Annotated in this window: 11 protein-coding genes; 6 read left to right on the top strand and 5 right to left on the bottom strand. The window is 58.3% G+C overall.

The window, feature by feature from the left end; translation table 11 throughout:
- Positions 1-326: 326 nt before the first annotated feature.
- The 6 genes from ORD20_RS02510 (at position 327) to ORD20_RS02485 (ending at position 5,609) form a co-directional block, all read left to right on the top strand.
- Positions 327-1,211, top strand: coding sequence for a cytochrome c oxidase subunit II (locus ORD20_RS02510; protein ID WP_103376330.1), 885 nt, complete (start codon positions 327-329; stop codon positions 1,209-1,211).
- Positions 1,212-1,246: 35 nt separating this feature from the next.
- A complete protein-coding gene (locus tag ORD20_RS02505; protein WP_103376331.1) occupies positions 1,247-3,214 on the top strand; it encodes a cytochrome c oxidase subunit I in 1,968 nt (655 codons plus the stop codon).
- Positions 3,211-3,831 (top strand): cytochrome (ubi)quinol oxidase subunit III, encoded by a 621-nt coding sequence (locus tag ORD20_RS02500; RefSeq protein ID WP_103376332.1) that lies wholly within the window; start codon positions 3,211-3,213, stop codon positions 3,829-3,831. The genes ORD20_RS02505 and ORD20_RS02500 overlap by 4 nt, the downstream gene beginning before the upstream one ends.
- A gap of 26 nt (positions 3,832-3,857) precedes the next feature.
- Positions 3,858-4,259, top strand: coding sequence for a cytochrome C oxidase subunit IV family protein (locus ORD20_RS02495; protein ID WP_103376333.1), 402 nt, complete (start codon positions 3,858-3,860; stop codon positions 4,257-4,259).
- Positions 4,260-4,306: 47 nt separating this feature from the next.
- Positions 4,307-4,720, top strand: a complete 414-nt coding sequence (locus tag ORD20_RS02490) for a hypothetical protein (protein WP_103376334.1) — start codon at positions 4,307-4,309, stop codon at positions 4,718-4,720.
- 172 nt (positions 4,721-4,892) lie between these two features.
- Complete coding sequence (locus ORD20_RS02485) at positions 4,893-5,609, top strand: zinc ribbon domain-containing protein (RefSeq protein ID WP_146039085.1); 717 nt, start codon at positions 4,893-4,895, stop codon at positions 5,607-5,609.
- On the opposite strand, the gene ORD20_RS02480 is transcribed toward ORD20_RS02485, so the two are convergent.
- The 5 genes from ORD20_RS02480 to ORD20_RS02460 form a co-directional block, all read right to left on the bottom strand.
- On the bottom strand, positions 5,606-7,933 hold the full coding sequence (locus ORD20_RS02480) for a M1 family aminopeptidase (protein ID WP_430626491.1): 2,328 nt from the start codon (positions 7,931-7,933) through the stop codon (positions 5,606-5,608). The two genes, ORD20_RS02485 and ORD20_RS02480, sit on opposite strands and share 4 nt — an antisense overlap.
- A gap of 1,485 nt (positions 7,934-9,418) precedes the next feature.
- Positions 9,419-10,918 (bottom strand): DHA2 family efflux MFS transporter permease subunit, encoded by a 1,500-nt coding sequence (locus ORD20_RS02475; protein WP_103376337.1) that lies wholly within the window; start codon positions 10,916-10,918, stop codon positions 9,419-9,421.
- 44 nt (positions 10,919-10,962) lie between these two features.
- Positions 10,963-11,949 carry a dimethyl sulfoxide reductase anchor subunit family protein gene (locus ORD20_RS02470; protein ID WP_430626490.1) on the bottom strand — a complete coding sequence of 329 codons (987 nt, stop codon included), beginning with the start codon at positions 11,947-11,949 and terminating at the stop codon, positions 10,963-10,965.
- Positions 11,949-12,611, bottom strand: coding sequence for a 4Fe-4S dicluster domain-containing protein (locus tag ORD20_RS02465; RefSeq protein WP_103374507.1), 663 nt, complete (start codon positions 12,609-12,611; stop codon positions 11,949-11,951). Before ORD20_RS02465 ends, ORD20_RS02470 begins: the two co-directional genes overlap by 1 nt.
- Positions 12,611-15,502 carry a molybdopterin-dependent oxidoreductase gene (locus tag ORD20_RS02460; protein WP_430626671.1) on the bottom strand — a complete coding sequence of 964 codons (2,892 nt, stop codon included), beginning with the start codon at positions 15,500-15,502 and terminating at the stop codon, positions 12,611-12,613. Before ORD20_RS02460 ends, ORD20_RS02465 begins: the two co-directional genes overlap by 1 nt.
- Positions 15,503-15,520: the final 18 nt, after the last annotated feature.

Here is a 15,520-nt window from a genome sequence, read left to right as displayed (position 1 = left end):
CTAAAAAGTCACTCTACACTTGATTATCAAGACCTCAGAACCCTTATGTTCCGCCTTCTGTGTACACATAAAAAATTATAATGAGGCCGCGCTATTTGAACTTATTGATCTTGCGATTTAACTAGATTATACTCAAAGCGAGATTTACGCCGTTGGCGATTAATCCCTATTGCATAAGCGTTTTGAGCTCGTTGTTTCTAGCACCAACCAAAGTTCATTTAAAGCATCACCGTTAACGATTCGCATTTAATCTTAGTAGACTAAATTTTCTCTATTTTCAAGGCTTAACCACTTGTACAACACCACCTGATGAAGGAGTGTTCGAGATGTCCCTTAAGCGCTCGAAACGAGCGATCCGCTTTACCGTCCTTGCGCTTGCCATAGGCTTATCGGTGTCGGGGTGTGGAAATGATTTTGTCATTCTCCATCCTGCCGGACCGGTGGCTGCCAGTGAATTAAACTTGATTGAAATTACCGCGGCGACAATGATAGTGATTATCCTTCTGGTTTGGGTTCTCTTTGGCATTGCTTTGGTCCGATTTCGTGAAAAGCCCGGTAATCAAGCTCCTTACCGTCCCCTATGGGATCACAACCGTGCTCTGGAACTGGGAGTGATTGCCGTGTCGGTTGTGGCCGCCACCATCATCGCCATTCCAACATGGAATAAGACCTTTGCCTTAGACCGCATACCCGCAGGAAAAACCCCTATCGTCATCGACGTGACCTCGTTGGATTGGAAATGGCTGTTCGAATATCCCGGCCAACATATCGCCACCGTCAACTATATTGACGTTCCCACCAACCGCCCCGTTCTCTTCGAATTAACCGCGAACTCTCCGATGAATACCTTTTGGGTGCCCCAGCTGGGCGGCATGGAATATACCATGCCCAGTGAAGTCTTGCCCTTATGGCTAGAGGCCAGCAAACCGGGACTTTATTGGGGCCGCAGCGGCAACTTTTCGGGTTCGGGTTTTGTGCATATGACGTTCGACGTGCATGCCGTATCTCAAGCCGCCTTCGATACCTGGGTCCACACCGTGCGCACCACGAAACCCCCCATGACGATGGCCGACTACAGACAGCTCTTAAAGTTTAACTGGATAGCCCCGCGCTATTACTCAGCCTACCCCGCTGCCACATTCCCAGCGGAAACCCATGGCTTTACCTTAGAAGGCGGAATGTACATGGAAATGCAGCCCACTCCGAAGTAGCTGTGGAGCATCTTTAATGAAAGGTGGACACTCTCATGTCTTCTCTCCTTGCCCAGCTGTTTCCGCCCAGCACTACGCGCAACATGGAGCTGAGCGCCGATGTGCTTATCATCCTAACCTCGGCCGCCATCATTTATTACCTCACCCGATGGCACCGGTGGAAGTATCTCTGGCGTGAATGGCTCACGACGGTGGATCATAAAAAAATCGGGATTATGTATCTGATCGCAGCGGTCACCATGCTGTTTCGCGGTGGCGTTGATGCATTGCTGCTACGAGCCCAGTTAGCTGTGCCCAACAATCACTTTTTGGGGCCCTTGCACTATGACGAGATTTTTACGACACATGGTACGATCATGATTTTCTTCATGGCAATGCCCTTGATTTTTGCCATGTTCAATATCGCCATTCCCCTCATGATTGGAGCGCGCGATGTCGCCTTTCCGCGCCTTAATGCTATCAGCTTTTGGCTTTTTGCCTTTGCAGGATTCTTGTTTAATATCTCCTTTGTTATCGGTGGATCACCCAACGCTGGCTGGACGTCTTATCCTCCTTTAACCGAACTTGCGTTTAACCCAGGCGTCGGTCAAAATTACTACCTCATGGCGCTGATTGTCACGGGTATTGGAACCACCGCCACTGGTATAAATTTTCTGGTCACGATCTTGCGTATGCGCGCCCCAGGCATGACATTGATGCGCATGCCCATGTTCGCTTGGACGACACTGGTAACCTCTGTCTTGATTCTTTTCGCTTTTCCGCCCTTGACGGTCGCTATGGTGCTCACCTTATTTGACCGCTTGTTTGGCACCGCTTTCTTCACAATAGGCCGAGGCGGCATGCCCATGATGTATGTCAATTTGTTTTGGCTATTCGGTCACCCAGAAGTGTATATCCTGGTTTTACCTTCATTTGGCATATTTTCAGAAGTTGTCGCCACGTTTTCTCGAAAAAAACTCTTCGGGTATTCCACCATGGTTTATTCCGTGTTGGCTATTACGTTTTTGAGTTACGGCACATGGGTGCATCACTTCTTTACGATGGGTGCGGGAGCCGCGGTTAACGTGTTTTTCGGCCTCTCAACAATTCTCATTGCGATTCCCACAGGCATTAAGATTTTTAACTGGATCTTCACTATGTGGAACGGTCGGATCAAAATGACCGTGGCTATGATGTGGGCATTGGCCTTTATTCCCACATTTGTCGTGGGAGGTGCGACCGGGGTCATGTTAGGGGCAGTACCTGCTGACTACCAGTTCCACAACAGTTATTTCCTCATTGCCCACTTCCACAATGTCATTATCGGGGGAACCGTCTTTGGCCTACTATCTGGCGTGTATTATTGGTGGCCAAAAATGACCGGACGCCTTCTCAATGAACGTCAGGGTAAATGGGCATTTTGGCTGTTCTTCTTAGGATTTTGGGTCACGTTCATGCCCCAGTACGCGCTGGGATTTATGGGGATGACGCGGCGGATGTATACCTATTCCCATGGATTTGGATGGAGCAGTCTCAATTTGATGTCAACGATCGGGGCCTTCGTGATGGGCGCAGGCTTCGTGGTGATGGTTTATAACTTTGTATGGAGTCAAATCCACGGGGAAATTGACGTGACTGGAGATCCGTGGGATGGACGTACGCTGGAGTGGTCAACTCCCTCACCGGCTCCCGAATACAACTTCGCACGTATCCCAGTTGTCACGGACCGCGATGCGTGGTGGGCGATTAAGCAAGACCACAAGAGCAACGTCATCCAAATTAAGCCACAAGAAATCCAGGATATTGAATTGCCAAAATCCTCAGCGATTCCTTTCTTAATGGGCCTCAGCTTCTTCGTGTTCTCGGTTGGAATGGTTTTCTCGTGGTGGTGGATAGCGGTCGTTGGGTTCTTGGGATTTGTGGTGTGTATGTTGGTAGGAACCTTTGACTACGACGATCACAAGGAAGTCCCGCGCCAAGTCATTCAAAACACAGAATCTGCACTGGGGAGGTTGCAAGGATGAATTTACCCGTTGAGCCCAACGCCACTCAGACCAAACTACCCTTGGAGTTTACCGACAACCATGAAAGTCTCAAAATTCTAGGATTCTGGTCCTTTTTGGCCACCGACCTCTTGCTCTTCGCCAGCTTATTTGCGGTCTATGCCGTCTACCAAAGCCGCATTGGCATGGCGGGGCCCTCACCTGATCAATTATTTAAACTGGGCCCCGCGGTCGTGGAAACCTTATTACTGCTGACCAGCAGCTTTACGTGTGGACTCGCCGTCTATGAAATGCGGCACGGTCACAAAACAGGCACCATTGCTTGGCTCATTGTCACGATTTTGCTGGGCATCGGATTTGTTACCACCGAAATTCGCGAGTTCGTGTCCTATATTGCCCTCGGTGATTCTTGGCATCACAGCGCGTTTTTATCGGCTTTCTTCACCTTAGTCGGCACCCACGGCGCCCACGTGTCCTTTGGCATCTTGTGGGCCATTACCCTTATCATCCAACTGGCAGGACGTGGTCTGACCACGATTACAACACGCAAAATGTATATGTTCGCACTCTACTGGCACTTTCTTGACATCATCTGGGTCTTCATTTTCACCGTTGTGTATTTAAACGGCAAAATTTAGTCGAGCGGAAAGGAGGATTTTCCACCATGTTCAATCGTGGATCACAACGTGGACGCCGCGTCATTGCGATCTCGCCCAATGGCCCTACCGGAAACGGCGATGAAGTCGAAGCGCGTTTTCTAGCCCCGCATTTTGAATCGGAAGGGTTTCCTTGGCTGCAGATCTTCGGCTATATAGGCTCTCTTCTTCTGACTATCGCTGCACTCTTGGCCGTTGTTCAACACATTTTGTCGCCCATTGGCCTACTTACGGTGATTCTCATCTTAGCCGTAGCACAGGCGGCGTTGCAGTTGGGAATCTTTATGCACTTACGCGAAAGCCGCGGGTCAACGTGGCACATTATCACCCTAGGGCTTGGCATCGTGATTGCCCTTGGATTAGTGGGCATGTCGATGTGGATTATGACGTTTAAATCAGGGGTTTCGTAAGAGCCTAAGCACCCAGAAATATATCGCGCCGAAAGGACACAGACGCCATGTCGATCTCTTGTGGATTGGAACAACTTGCCGCCCACCAAGCCATTCACACCTCTGTGACTGCCGACCTTGATGCGGCCATGCGTCTATTGCATGTATCGATGCGCTCAGGTTCCCACAACGAAGCCTACGAACTCGCTGGGGTGATTGTGGCCATCTGGACAGAGCGAGAATTATGGCACGTTCACACCGAAGAGGCGGCCCTATACCGCCATATTCCGGCGATGGCTCCTCTCCAGCGCGATCACGATTTAATGGAGCAGTGGGTCTGCGAAGCGCGTAGTGCGCTTGAACGCGAAGGACAGGTCTCAGCCTTTGTGCTTAGCCGATTAGAGGCCTTAGCAGCTTTGCTCCATACCCATAACCAAGAGGAACTGCGCCAACTTCGCCTCTCATTGCACGATCCGCTTTAAACTGGTTTGGGACAGATATCAGAGCTCCCAGAGACCCGACGCGGGTCTCTGGGAGCTCTGTTGCTAACAAAGCGACCGGTCAAGAGGATCTAAATCTAACCGCAGACTTCGCCAAAACAACGCCATTTCTTAGGATTACAATAGAAAAAAACGACAGGAGGCGCTTGCGACGTTGCGTGAAGACTCCCCAAAAACACCCCAACCCCTGGTTTGTCCACAGTGCCAGCATGCCATACGTGCGGATGACCGTTTTTGTCAGCACTGTGGAACCGCCCTTTTCCCCCAAGGGCCAACCAGGACTCAGCCTCGCTCCCTCAAGGTGGTTTTATGGGTCGCTTCAGCCCTCACCGCCGGGCTCTTAATCCTTGGCGTCGTCATCGTTCATAGCCTTCTCACGACGCGACTAGCCACCGGTCCGCTCCCCTTCCCTAAGCCCCATCCGCAGATCGCTGTGAAGAACAAACCGACGACGATTCCTGCAGCCCACTTACAAACGACGTCGGCTCCGACACCTCAAGCCAAGGCGCCGAGCTCAGTGTCAACGACATGGAAATCCGTCTCCGTGAATTTTAACGGGGCCACCATTTCGCTCACCCTGCCGTCACAAGTGAAGCCAATAGCTCCCCAAGCTTCCGGCCAGTGGGCATGGACCACTTCTCCCGCCACGACCCAAATTGTGCTTGACATTACCGCGGCGAAGTCCCCTCAAGCTACGCAACCTTTAGGCCCCGAAGCCTTTGGTTCCCCCATTACCCGCACTCCTCAGAGCGCATCTCAAATTTTAGATGTAGCGTGGGCGGGGCACGGATATGTTGCCTTATCCATGACGGTGCCCCTTCACGATATGGCCTGGCTGGGCACGATTGCCCAAAGCCTTCGTATTACTTAACCCCGGACCCACTCGCTGAGGTGGCCGTGAATGCGTCGGGCCAGCGCCTGATGAATGCCTTGGAATTCCAAGGTTTGTGTGATTTGGCGGGACGCCTCGGGGATCGGATGACTTTGCAGCCATGCTGCCGTACGCGAAGCCAGGTGCTCTTCAACAATCGCGGCAACTGGCGTCACCAGCGGCTGCAGCATAAACGGGGGATATTTGGCCAATAAAGCATCCCAATGCTCCTCAACAAGATCCCAGACCAACGCCCGTACATGCCGATTGCGCAGAGCCCGGCCTATCGCATAAGACCCATCTTGCACGCGTACTTCGGAGGAAAGGCATAAGTCAAAGGTCCGCTGTGCCAGAAGAGGATCCGGAAAATCTGCTAAGGCATACAAATAGCGGACGGCATCTTGTGGCGTTGCCGCGTCATTGAATTGCTGATACATGACCTCCCACTGCTCCTCATCTCCCGTATCGGCCACGACCATAACAACCGCGTTGAGCAAATCAGGCGCAATGCTCATACTCTTCTCGAGGTATGAGATAAAGCGTTGACGGGCTTTTGCACGAACCGCTTCATCGGCCCCCAGCGTTCCTAAAAGACGGATGACGACCGCCCGCAGTCGGGATTGGCTGACGTCTTCATCGGGCGATCCCTCCCACTTCACCTCCGCCAGCACGGGATGCGCTATGTGCCTGACGAACTCTTGTAACGCCTGTTGTCCGGACTTATCCGCCATGCTAAACAGTAGGCCAATATGGTCCGCGACGAGATTCCACACATTCGGATCCCGCTCGTCTTTCATCGTCCGCCACAACTGAATGGCTTGTGTCACAGGGATTTCATCAGCCAGCACGCCGGCCCACACATCGTCTACAATGCTCAGGCGCTCGAGTGGTGTCAAGCTCCCAAAGGCTTGGGTGAGACGTTGCCATAGCGGCGCATCGTAAGCCACCCGGTAGAATCCCCATCCCCCTTGATTCACCAATACCCACGCAGTGTTATCAGGTAGCGTCATGGTCAAGGGATCAGGGCCCAACAACACATTGCGTGTATCATGCGTCCCGTCTTGTTGGTGGATGCCTAGGACGACGGGTACTTGCCAGGTACCACTGCCCGCCCCTTGATAACGAAATGGCTTTTGAGATAAGGTCAATACCCTGTCCTGTGAGAACACGGCTTGCACTAACGGATAGCCAGGTTGGAAGACCCACGAGTCCATGACATCACGAATAGGTTGTCCCGAAACCTCCCCCAAGGCCTGCCACAAGTCTCCCGTCTCCGTATTACCAAAACGGTGTTGGTTCAAATAGGTGGTGACACCCTGACGGAACATCTCAGGCCCTAAATATTGCTCCATCATGCGTAAAACCGATCCACCCTTTTCATAAGTCAACACATCAAACATCGCCCAGGCCTCGCTAGGGGGACCCACAGGATATTCAATGGGTCGCGTAGAGGCCAGACCATCCACCGCAAACGCATGTGCGCGTCCCAGTCCAAAATGCGTCCAAATATTCCACTCTGGGTGCAAAGCATCGGTCGCCAACATTTGCATGAATGTCGCAAAGGCCTCGTTCAGCCATAGCCCATTCCACCAGCGCATGGTCACCATATCCCCAAACCACATATGCGCCGTTTCATGAGCAATCGTACTGACGACTTGCATCTTTTCCATGGCCGATGCCTGATTTTCATCCAGCAGCAACGCCTCTTCCCGATACGTCACGCACCCTAAGTTTTCCATCGCGCCGGCCGCAAAATCTGGGATGGCAACGTGGTCCAGTTTATCTGCCGGATAGGGGATATTAAAGTAGCTTTCAAAAAATGCCAAGGCATCCACGGCAGCCTGATGAGCATAACGTGTGAGATGCATAAATTCTGGGCGTGCGGCAATCCGCACCGGCACATCACGCACGGTGCGAGGAACGGTGAGCTCTAAAGGCCCCACGACAAGCGCCACAAGGTACGTGGACATGGGCATGGTTTCCGCAAAGCTCACGCGCTTCATTCCTGGTGCATCTAGCATGCTTGAGGTCTCATGCGCGTTGGACAAAACCGTTAGAGGCTCAGGCACTACCATTGTAATGGCGAATGTGGCCTTAAAATCGGGTTCATCCCAGCAGGGGAAAATGCGGCGGGCATCGGTTGACTCACATTGGGTCGAGGCAATAATCTCGTCACCATTTGTACCCTTAACGGTCGTGCGATAAAAGCCGCGCAAATCATTACCGAGTACTCCGCGAAACTCAAGCGATAACGTCCAAGTCCCAGACGCCAATGGCGCGCTTACGCGCAAAACCGCCTGCTCTTCTTCTTTTTTGTACGCCACAGAAGCGGGCCATGGTGTGGGGGGGGGGGGGGGTTGGGGGTGGGGGTGGGGGGGGGGGTGGGGGAGGGGGGGGGGAGGGGGGGGGGGGGGGGTGGATGGGGGGGGGGGGGGGGTGGGGGGGGGTGGGGGGGGGGGGGGGGGGGGGGGAGGGGGGGGGGGGGGGGTGGGGGGGGGGGGGGGGGGGGGGGGGGGAGTGGGGGGGGGGGGTGGGGGGGGGTTGGGGGGGGGGGGCTGGGGGGGGGGGGTGAGGGGTGGGGGGGGGGGGGGGGTGGGGGGGGGGGGGGGGGGGGGGGGGGGGGGGGGGGGGGGGGGGGTGGGGGGGGGGGGGGGGGGGTTGGGGGGGGGGGGGATTTTGGGGGGGGGGGGGGGGGGGGGGGGGGGGGGTGGGGGTGGGGGGGGGGGGGGGGGGGGGGGGGGGGGGGGGGGGGGGGGGGGGGGGGGGGGGGGGGGGGGGGGGGGGGGGGGGGGGGGGGGGGGGGGGGGTTGGGGGGGGGGGGGGGGGGGGGGGGGGGTGGGGGTGGGGGGGGGGGGGGGGGGGGGGGGGGGGGGGGGGGGGGGGGGGGGGGGTGGGGGGGGGGGGGGGTGGGGGGGGGGGGGGGGGGGTGGGGGGGGGGGGGGGTGTGGGGGGGGGGGGGGGGGGGGGGGGGGGGGGGGGGGGGGGGGGGGGGGGGGGGTGGGAGGGGGGGGGGGGGGGGGGGGGGGGGGGGTGGGGGCGGGGGGGGGGGGGGTGTGGTGGTGGGGGGGGGGGGGGGGTGTGGGGGTGGGGGGGGGGGGGGGGGGGGGGGGGGGGGGGGGGGGGGGGGGGTTGGGGGGGGGGGGGGGGGGGGGGGGGGGGTGGGGTGGGGGGGGGGAGGGGGGTGGGGGGGGGGGGGGTGGGGGGGGGGGGGGGGGGGGGGTGGGGGGGGGGGGGGGGGGGGGGGGGGGGGGGGGGGGGGGGGGGGGGGGGGGGGAGGGTTTTGGTGGGGGGGGGGGGCGGGGGGGGGGGGGGGGGGGGGGGGGGGGGGGGGGGGGTGGGGGGGAGGGGGGGGGGGGGGGGGGGGGGGGGGGGGGGGGGGGGGGGGGGGGGGGGGGGGGGTGGGGGGCCTGGTTCTTCAGCATGCACCACAACATTCTCAAGTGTTAAGTTCACAGCATTTAATACAATATCTTGCGTGGGTGTTAAGACCTCAATAGCAATTTCGGCCCTTCCCCAAAACACGCCTTGTGATAAATTGGGGTGAAATTCTAATTGATATCGGTGTGGCACCACAGTGCGCGGTAGTCGGTAGGGAAGTTGTTCGGCCACGCGTCATACCTCCTCACAAATAGGTGTTGCTCGTAGAACCACAACACCCCCTTCTTACTATGGATATTGTGTCCTATGCCTATTCGTGGTTGCGCTACCAAATTCCTGCCATTCCAAAAAAGTTGTCCCATGGAAGTGTTTAATAAAAAAAACCGCCGTAATCGCCGGCGGTGTCCTATGCATTTCACCTTATTTATTGATTACCATTCTAAAGGCATGCTTTCTTGCGACTGTCCCGAGGCAGGTCGACTGTTCCCTGCCACTCGAAAAATGGATAGCACCGCGGCTAAGGCAGACAGCCCCACTAAAACCAACAGCGCCACGCGGGTTGAAGGAATCCATGGCGCTTTGGGACCTCCTGGCTGCTCAATGCCCCCATGCGCCGTTAACAAGATGGCCAGCACCGTACCGGAAACAGCCGTCCCCAAGGCCATCCCAAGTGAGCGGGCCATATTGAGAATGCCTCCCCCAACGCCTAACCGAGAACTCGGCAAGCTCCCCATGACCGATGAATTATTAGGAGGTGTAAACATCCCCAATCCCACCCCCACCATGACCAACTCCATAACAATAAGAATGACCTGAGCATGAAGACTAATGGTCCACGCGAGCATCAACGTCGCCAAACCGGTTAAGGCCATCCCTCCCGTAGTTAACAACCGCGGGCCATAGCGGTCGGCTAAAGCGCCCGACTTAGGCGCAGCTACGGTCATCCCCAAAGGCACTGCGGTAAGAATCAACCCCGTAACGGCCGAATGATAGTTCAAGACGCGTTCAAAATAAAATGGCATGAGAAACAACACCCCAAACATCGCCAAATACGACAACAATCCCGTGAAGTTGCCCAAACTAAAAATGGCAATTTTGAACAACCGCATATCCACAAGCGGCGCCCGAAACGACAGCTCTCGTACAATAAACCCTGTAAGGAACAGTGCTGCTGCGACAAACATTCCGATGACAGCAGGTGATGTCCAGCCCCAGCTCTGTCCTTCGGTCAGGGCCATCATGAGTAACACCAGAAACGGTGTCATGAGCAAGGTCCCCCACCAATCAAATGTCGCGTGGTGTCCTTGTAGCCTGTCTTTTGGCAAGATCATAGCCGCCATAAGCGTCCCAATCAGCCCCACCGGTACATTGACATAGAAAATGGCTCGCCATCCAAAGAGGCCAATCAATGCTCCTCCAATCGCCGGACCAAGAGACAGCCCAATGGCTTGGGCCGATCCTTGAAACCCAATAGCCCGGCCGCGAACGGATGCTGGCACCGCGGCGGTGATAATAGCCACGGAATTGGCTTGCAACATGGCGGCACCCGCTGCTTGAAAAATTCTCGAAATAATTAACATCGGCAAATTGACAGCCGCCCCGCACGCCGCCGATCCCACAATAAAGACCAAAAATCCAAAGGTATAAAGGGGTCTTCTGCCCAAAATGTCGGCTAACCGGCCAAATAGTGTGAGCAACGTGGCCAAGGTTAATAGGTAGGCTATCAATACCCAACTCACCAACGACGCACTCGAATGGAAATAGGTGCTTAAATCCGGTAATGCCACATTGACAATGCTGGCATCTAGGGCTGCCATAAAGGCCCCAATGCACACGGTGGCCACAACGAGCCAGATATAGTTCTCTCGTGTACTAAATCGCTCAAGCGGCAACGAGTGCCATAACTGTCGAAGTCCCGCGGCTCTTGCCACAGCCTCATCTCCTCCAGATAGTTTCACAGGCCAGGCTGTCCTCTTTATACACTGTCTTCCCGGCGTCGTCCGTAAGGCCGCCCCGGCTCACGGCGGACGGGCGACGGGGTTTTGGGTTGATCGGCAAACCACACCCGCGAGCTATGTGTCGCATCCGCAAAGAACATCCAGCGGCTGAGCGCTACCCCCAGCCACGCGCTCCCTGCGCCCCACACCAGGCCTGTGGTCCCCTGCGCGGCCGCCAGACACGGCCCCACCACGGCCAAGACCAAGACAGCGGCATAGCCACTGGTGCGAACCGCGGCCGGCAGGACCGGCCAGATTTGTGTCTGCGTGCGGTACGGCGGCCGACTCCCGCCCGCGTCTTGCAACCGGTAGGGCCGCCCCGCGAGCCCCGTCCCCGTCGCCGCCAGCACCCCGGCGGCCGCCACGCGAAACGCCCGAATTTGCAAACTCACGAGCGCGCCAAAGACCAGCGCGAATGCCGCGTCCAGCCCCGGCCAGCCGCCCCAACCCGGTCCCCCGATGATCACGGCCACCGCCCCAGCTCCGGCCCCGCCACTCAGCAGCGCGGCCGCAAAGAACACCACCACCGTGAGCGGCGAATGCCAACTCCGCATCGCCGGAATCGTCGCATATAGCATGGCGGTGATATACACCGCCACCGCGCCGAGCCCCGCCGCGAGCAGCGTCGCGGCTTCCCACAGGCCGCGCGCCTGCGGCCACAGCACACGCAGGGCGACCGCGACCGACAACACGGCCATGTATCCTCCCGTGCTCAAGGCCTCGCGACTCAGCCAGGAACTGCGTAACCGGCGTAAGACATAGCGGGCCGCCGCCAACCGGTGCATGTGAAACACCGACGCGCTGCCCCCGAGGGCGCCCGTGCCCCACGCGAGCCACTCCCATGCCTGCACCGTGCCCGTCGACACCGGCCACCCGCCCACCAGCGCCGCGGCCACGACCGCCATCACGCCCCACGACACGCCTTGCAATAACGTTAATGCCAATAATGGCCACGTCGGACGCATTACGATCCCTCCCCAAGGACCCGATCAATCGTCTCGGGATCCACGATCCCCGGCGCATGCCGCCGGGGCAGATAATGGATGGCCGGGCGCGCGCCCAACTCGGGCAACAAGACAAACCCTTGCCGCTCGGCCACCAAATGCGCGACGGCCGAATCCGGGTCCTCTAAATCGCCAAAGGTGCGGGCGTGCGTGGGACAACTTTGCACGCACGCGGGCTGCCGGTCTTCGGGCGGCAGGCTCTCATCTTCGATCCGGTCTATGCACAGCGTGCATTTCTTGACCACGCCCTCATGCTCATCAAATTCCCGCACGCCATAGGGACACGCCCACATGCACAACTGACACCCAATACAGGCCTCGTAATCGACCAGCACCACCCCGTTATCGTCGCGCTTGTACGAGGCGCCGGTCGGACAGACCGGGACGCAGGGCGCGTCATAACAATGCATGCAGGCCTTGGGCAAGTACATGACCCCGACGTGTGGGTATTCCCCCGCCTCCATGCCGATGACCCGGTTCCACCACATGCCTTCGGCCTCCCGGTACGGGTCGTGATCGGGCACGGGCCCAAAGTCGCCGGAGGTATTGTGCTCTTTACAGGAGACTTGGCAACTCTTGCAGCCCACACATTTGTTCAAGTCCGTGATAATCGTCAGTTGCATTAACGTCCTCCCCCTTTGCGGGTCGTATACCGTAAGTGCGGCAAGTTCACCATGTCCGCCCGCCGGGGTTTCAGCGGGGCCACTTTCGGCCATACCTCGTGCAGCTCCGAGGGGTACACGCGGACCTTCGTGTCATACCATCCCGCTTGCCCGGTAATCGGATCATTGTTAAACGTCACCGTGCCATCACGCGACGTCAAGGTGTCGGGCACAATATGATTGACTAAAATGGCCTGCTGGCTTTCCGGGGCGTCGGGATGCAGCCCCCAGGCCCCCGGCGCCTTGGCAATCGCATTCCACGTCCACACGGTCCCCGGTTCCACCGCATCCGAGAAGCGCAGCTTCGCCGTCATCCGCCCCTGGCGCGATTCTATCCACACCCATTGCCCGTCCGTCAGTCCTAACGCGTGGGCCGCTTGCGGATTGATAAAGAGCGGATTCTCCATCAAGAGTTGCCGCAGCCACGCATTTTGCGAGCCCCACGAATGATAGTGGGTCATGGGCCGCTGCGTAATTAATATCAACGGATACGCCGCCGCCGTCGTCTCCTGCTCTTCTAAGGGCGGATACCAAAACGGCAAGGGATCACAGTAGGTGGCCAAACGCGCGCGAAGAGCGGGATGGGTCGGCTGCTTCCCGGGCCACAGGCCTTGCCCGGCCAGCCGAAAGGTCTGTAAGGGCTCGGAATAAAATTGCAGCACAATCGGATCGGCTGTCGGCACAAACCGCACACTCTGGGCCCAGTCCAGATACGCTTGGTTGGCCATCCGGTAATATTTGCGCTCCGCGGGAATCTCGTCATACCAAAAGGCGTGATGGGTCGCATACGCCTGCAACTGCTGGGGATTGGGGGCGCCGACATACTGGTCGGTACCTTGCGGCCCCCGAAAGCCCGCTAAGAGCCCCACGCCCGAGCCGGGGGATGTTTCCCATCCTTGCAAAAAGTCGGCGTAGGTCTGGTAGCGGCGCTGCCCGTTTTCCACAAATCCCGGCAACTGCAGCCGGTTGGCTAATTCAATCAGCGTGTCGGCCGCCGGCCGCACGCCCGGCGGCGGCGCGACGACGGGCTGGCGGATCGAGTCCGCTGGGCCATCCGGTTCCGAGATGGGCCGATCCTGTAACGAGGCCGCATCCCACCGTTCGAGGTACGTCGTATCGGGAAAAACAATATCCGCAAAGGCCACGGTTTCCGAATCATACGCGTCGAACACGACCACATGGGGAATGACATAGTTGCCGTCATCATCCTGGGCCTGCAGCATCGCCCGCGTCTCCAACGTATTCCAGCTCGAATTCCACGCCAGATTCGACATGTAGATCATCAGCGTGTCAATCCCATAGGGCCTCCGGTCATAGGCATTGCGAATCACGTTTTGAATCACGCCGTGGGCCGCCAGCGGATATTTCCACGAATACGCCTCGTCAATCCGCAACGGCGTATCGCCGTCGACCAATAAATCGTCGGGAGTCTGGGGATACCCAAGTAACGGCCCCGGCGCCGGCTGGCCCGGCTGATAATCACGGCGGTTAGCGGGAGGGGTCCACGGAGGCGGCGCTGCTTTGGGATAGGGGCTCTTATACCGAAAGCCGCCCGGCCGGTCAATCGTCCCCAACATCATCATTAAATCAAACAGCGCGCGCACGGTCTGAAAGCCGTTGGTATGCGCCGCCAAGCCCCGCATCGCATGAAACGCCACGGGGCGGCCCACGGTCTGCGGATGCGTCACTCCATAAAAGTCGGTCCAAGGCTGCGGCACCACCACCGGATGCTGCAAGGCCGTCGTCCCCATTTCCAAGGCCAGCCGGACGATCGTCCGGCGGGGGATGCCCGTAATCGCTTCTGCCCAGGCGGGCGTACAGGTGGTCAACCGCTCTTGGAACACCGCAAAGGCCGGCCGATAGGTCCGACCGGCGTGGGTGTAGACCCCCTCTAAGCGGCCGTGGCCACCCGCTTGCCGAAAGGGGGTAAAGGTCTGCGCCCCGGTGGCCACCAGCACCTCCCCGTGGGCATCCTTCCACAGCAGACCATCCTCCGGCTGGCCCGGTGCCACGGTCACCAATCCCGCGGCATTCGTGTACCGCGTCAAGAATTCCCGGTCATAGAGCCCCTCGCGTTCCAGCACATGCATCATGGCCATGAGCAACGCCCCATCGGTCCCGGGACGAATAGGCACCCATTCGTCCGCCAACGCGCCATAGCCGCTCCGCACCGGATTCACGACCACAAACCGGCCCCCGCGGTCTTTCAGCCGGCCAATCGCCAGCTTCAACGGATTGGAGGGATGATCTTCCGCCACCCCCAGCAACATGAACCACCGGGCCGCGTCCAAATCCGGCCACCCAAACTCCCAAAAGCTGCCCCCGACCGAATACATCCCCCCGGCCGCCATGTTGACCGAGCAAAACCCGCCATGCGCTGCCCAGTTCGGCGTCCCAAACTGCCGCGCCCAATAGCCATTGAAGGCCTGCATTTGATCCCGGCCCGTAAAGTACGCCAACTGCGCCGGATCCGTGTCCCGAATCTGCTGCAACCACCCGGCCACCGTGCGGAGCGCTGTTTCCCAGTCGACGGGCACTAAGTCTCCGCTCCCGCGTTGGCTGCCCGGCGCCCGCATCAAGGGCGTCATCAGCCGTGCCGGCGAATATTGGGTCATGATGCCCGCGCCGCCTTTCGCGCACCACACCCCCTTATTCACGGGCGAGTCTTTGATCCCGGCAATAAAGCGAATCTGTTCCTGTTCGACGGTCACTTCAATCCCGCACCGACAGGCGCACATATAGCAGGTGGTATGGACCTTCCGTGTTCCCTCGACCGGTTCAGACTCCGCCTGCGCTGCTTGGCGAATTGTATGGCTGACTTCTCTCCCGTCACGCGCCCATGCTGGGCGCACCAAAAAAGAGCGTGTTGC

Source organism: Sulfobacillus thermotolerans (assembly GCF_039623705.1).
GTDB lineage: Bacteria > Bacillota > Sulfobacillia > Sulfobacillales > Sulfobacillaceae > Sulfobacillus > Sulfobacillus thermotolerans.
The sequence above is the reverse complement of the archived record's forward strand: the minus strand, read 5'-3'. Positions and strand labels throughout refer to the sequence as shown.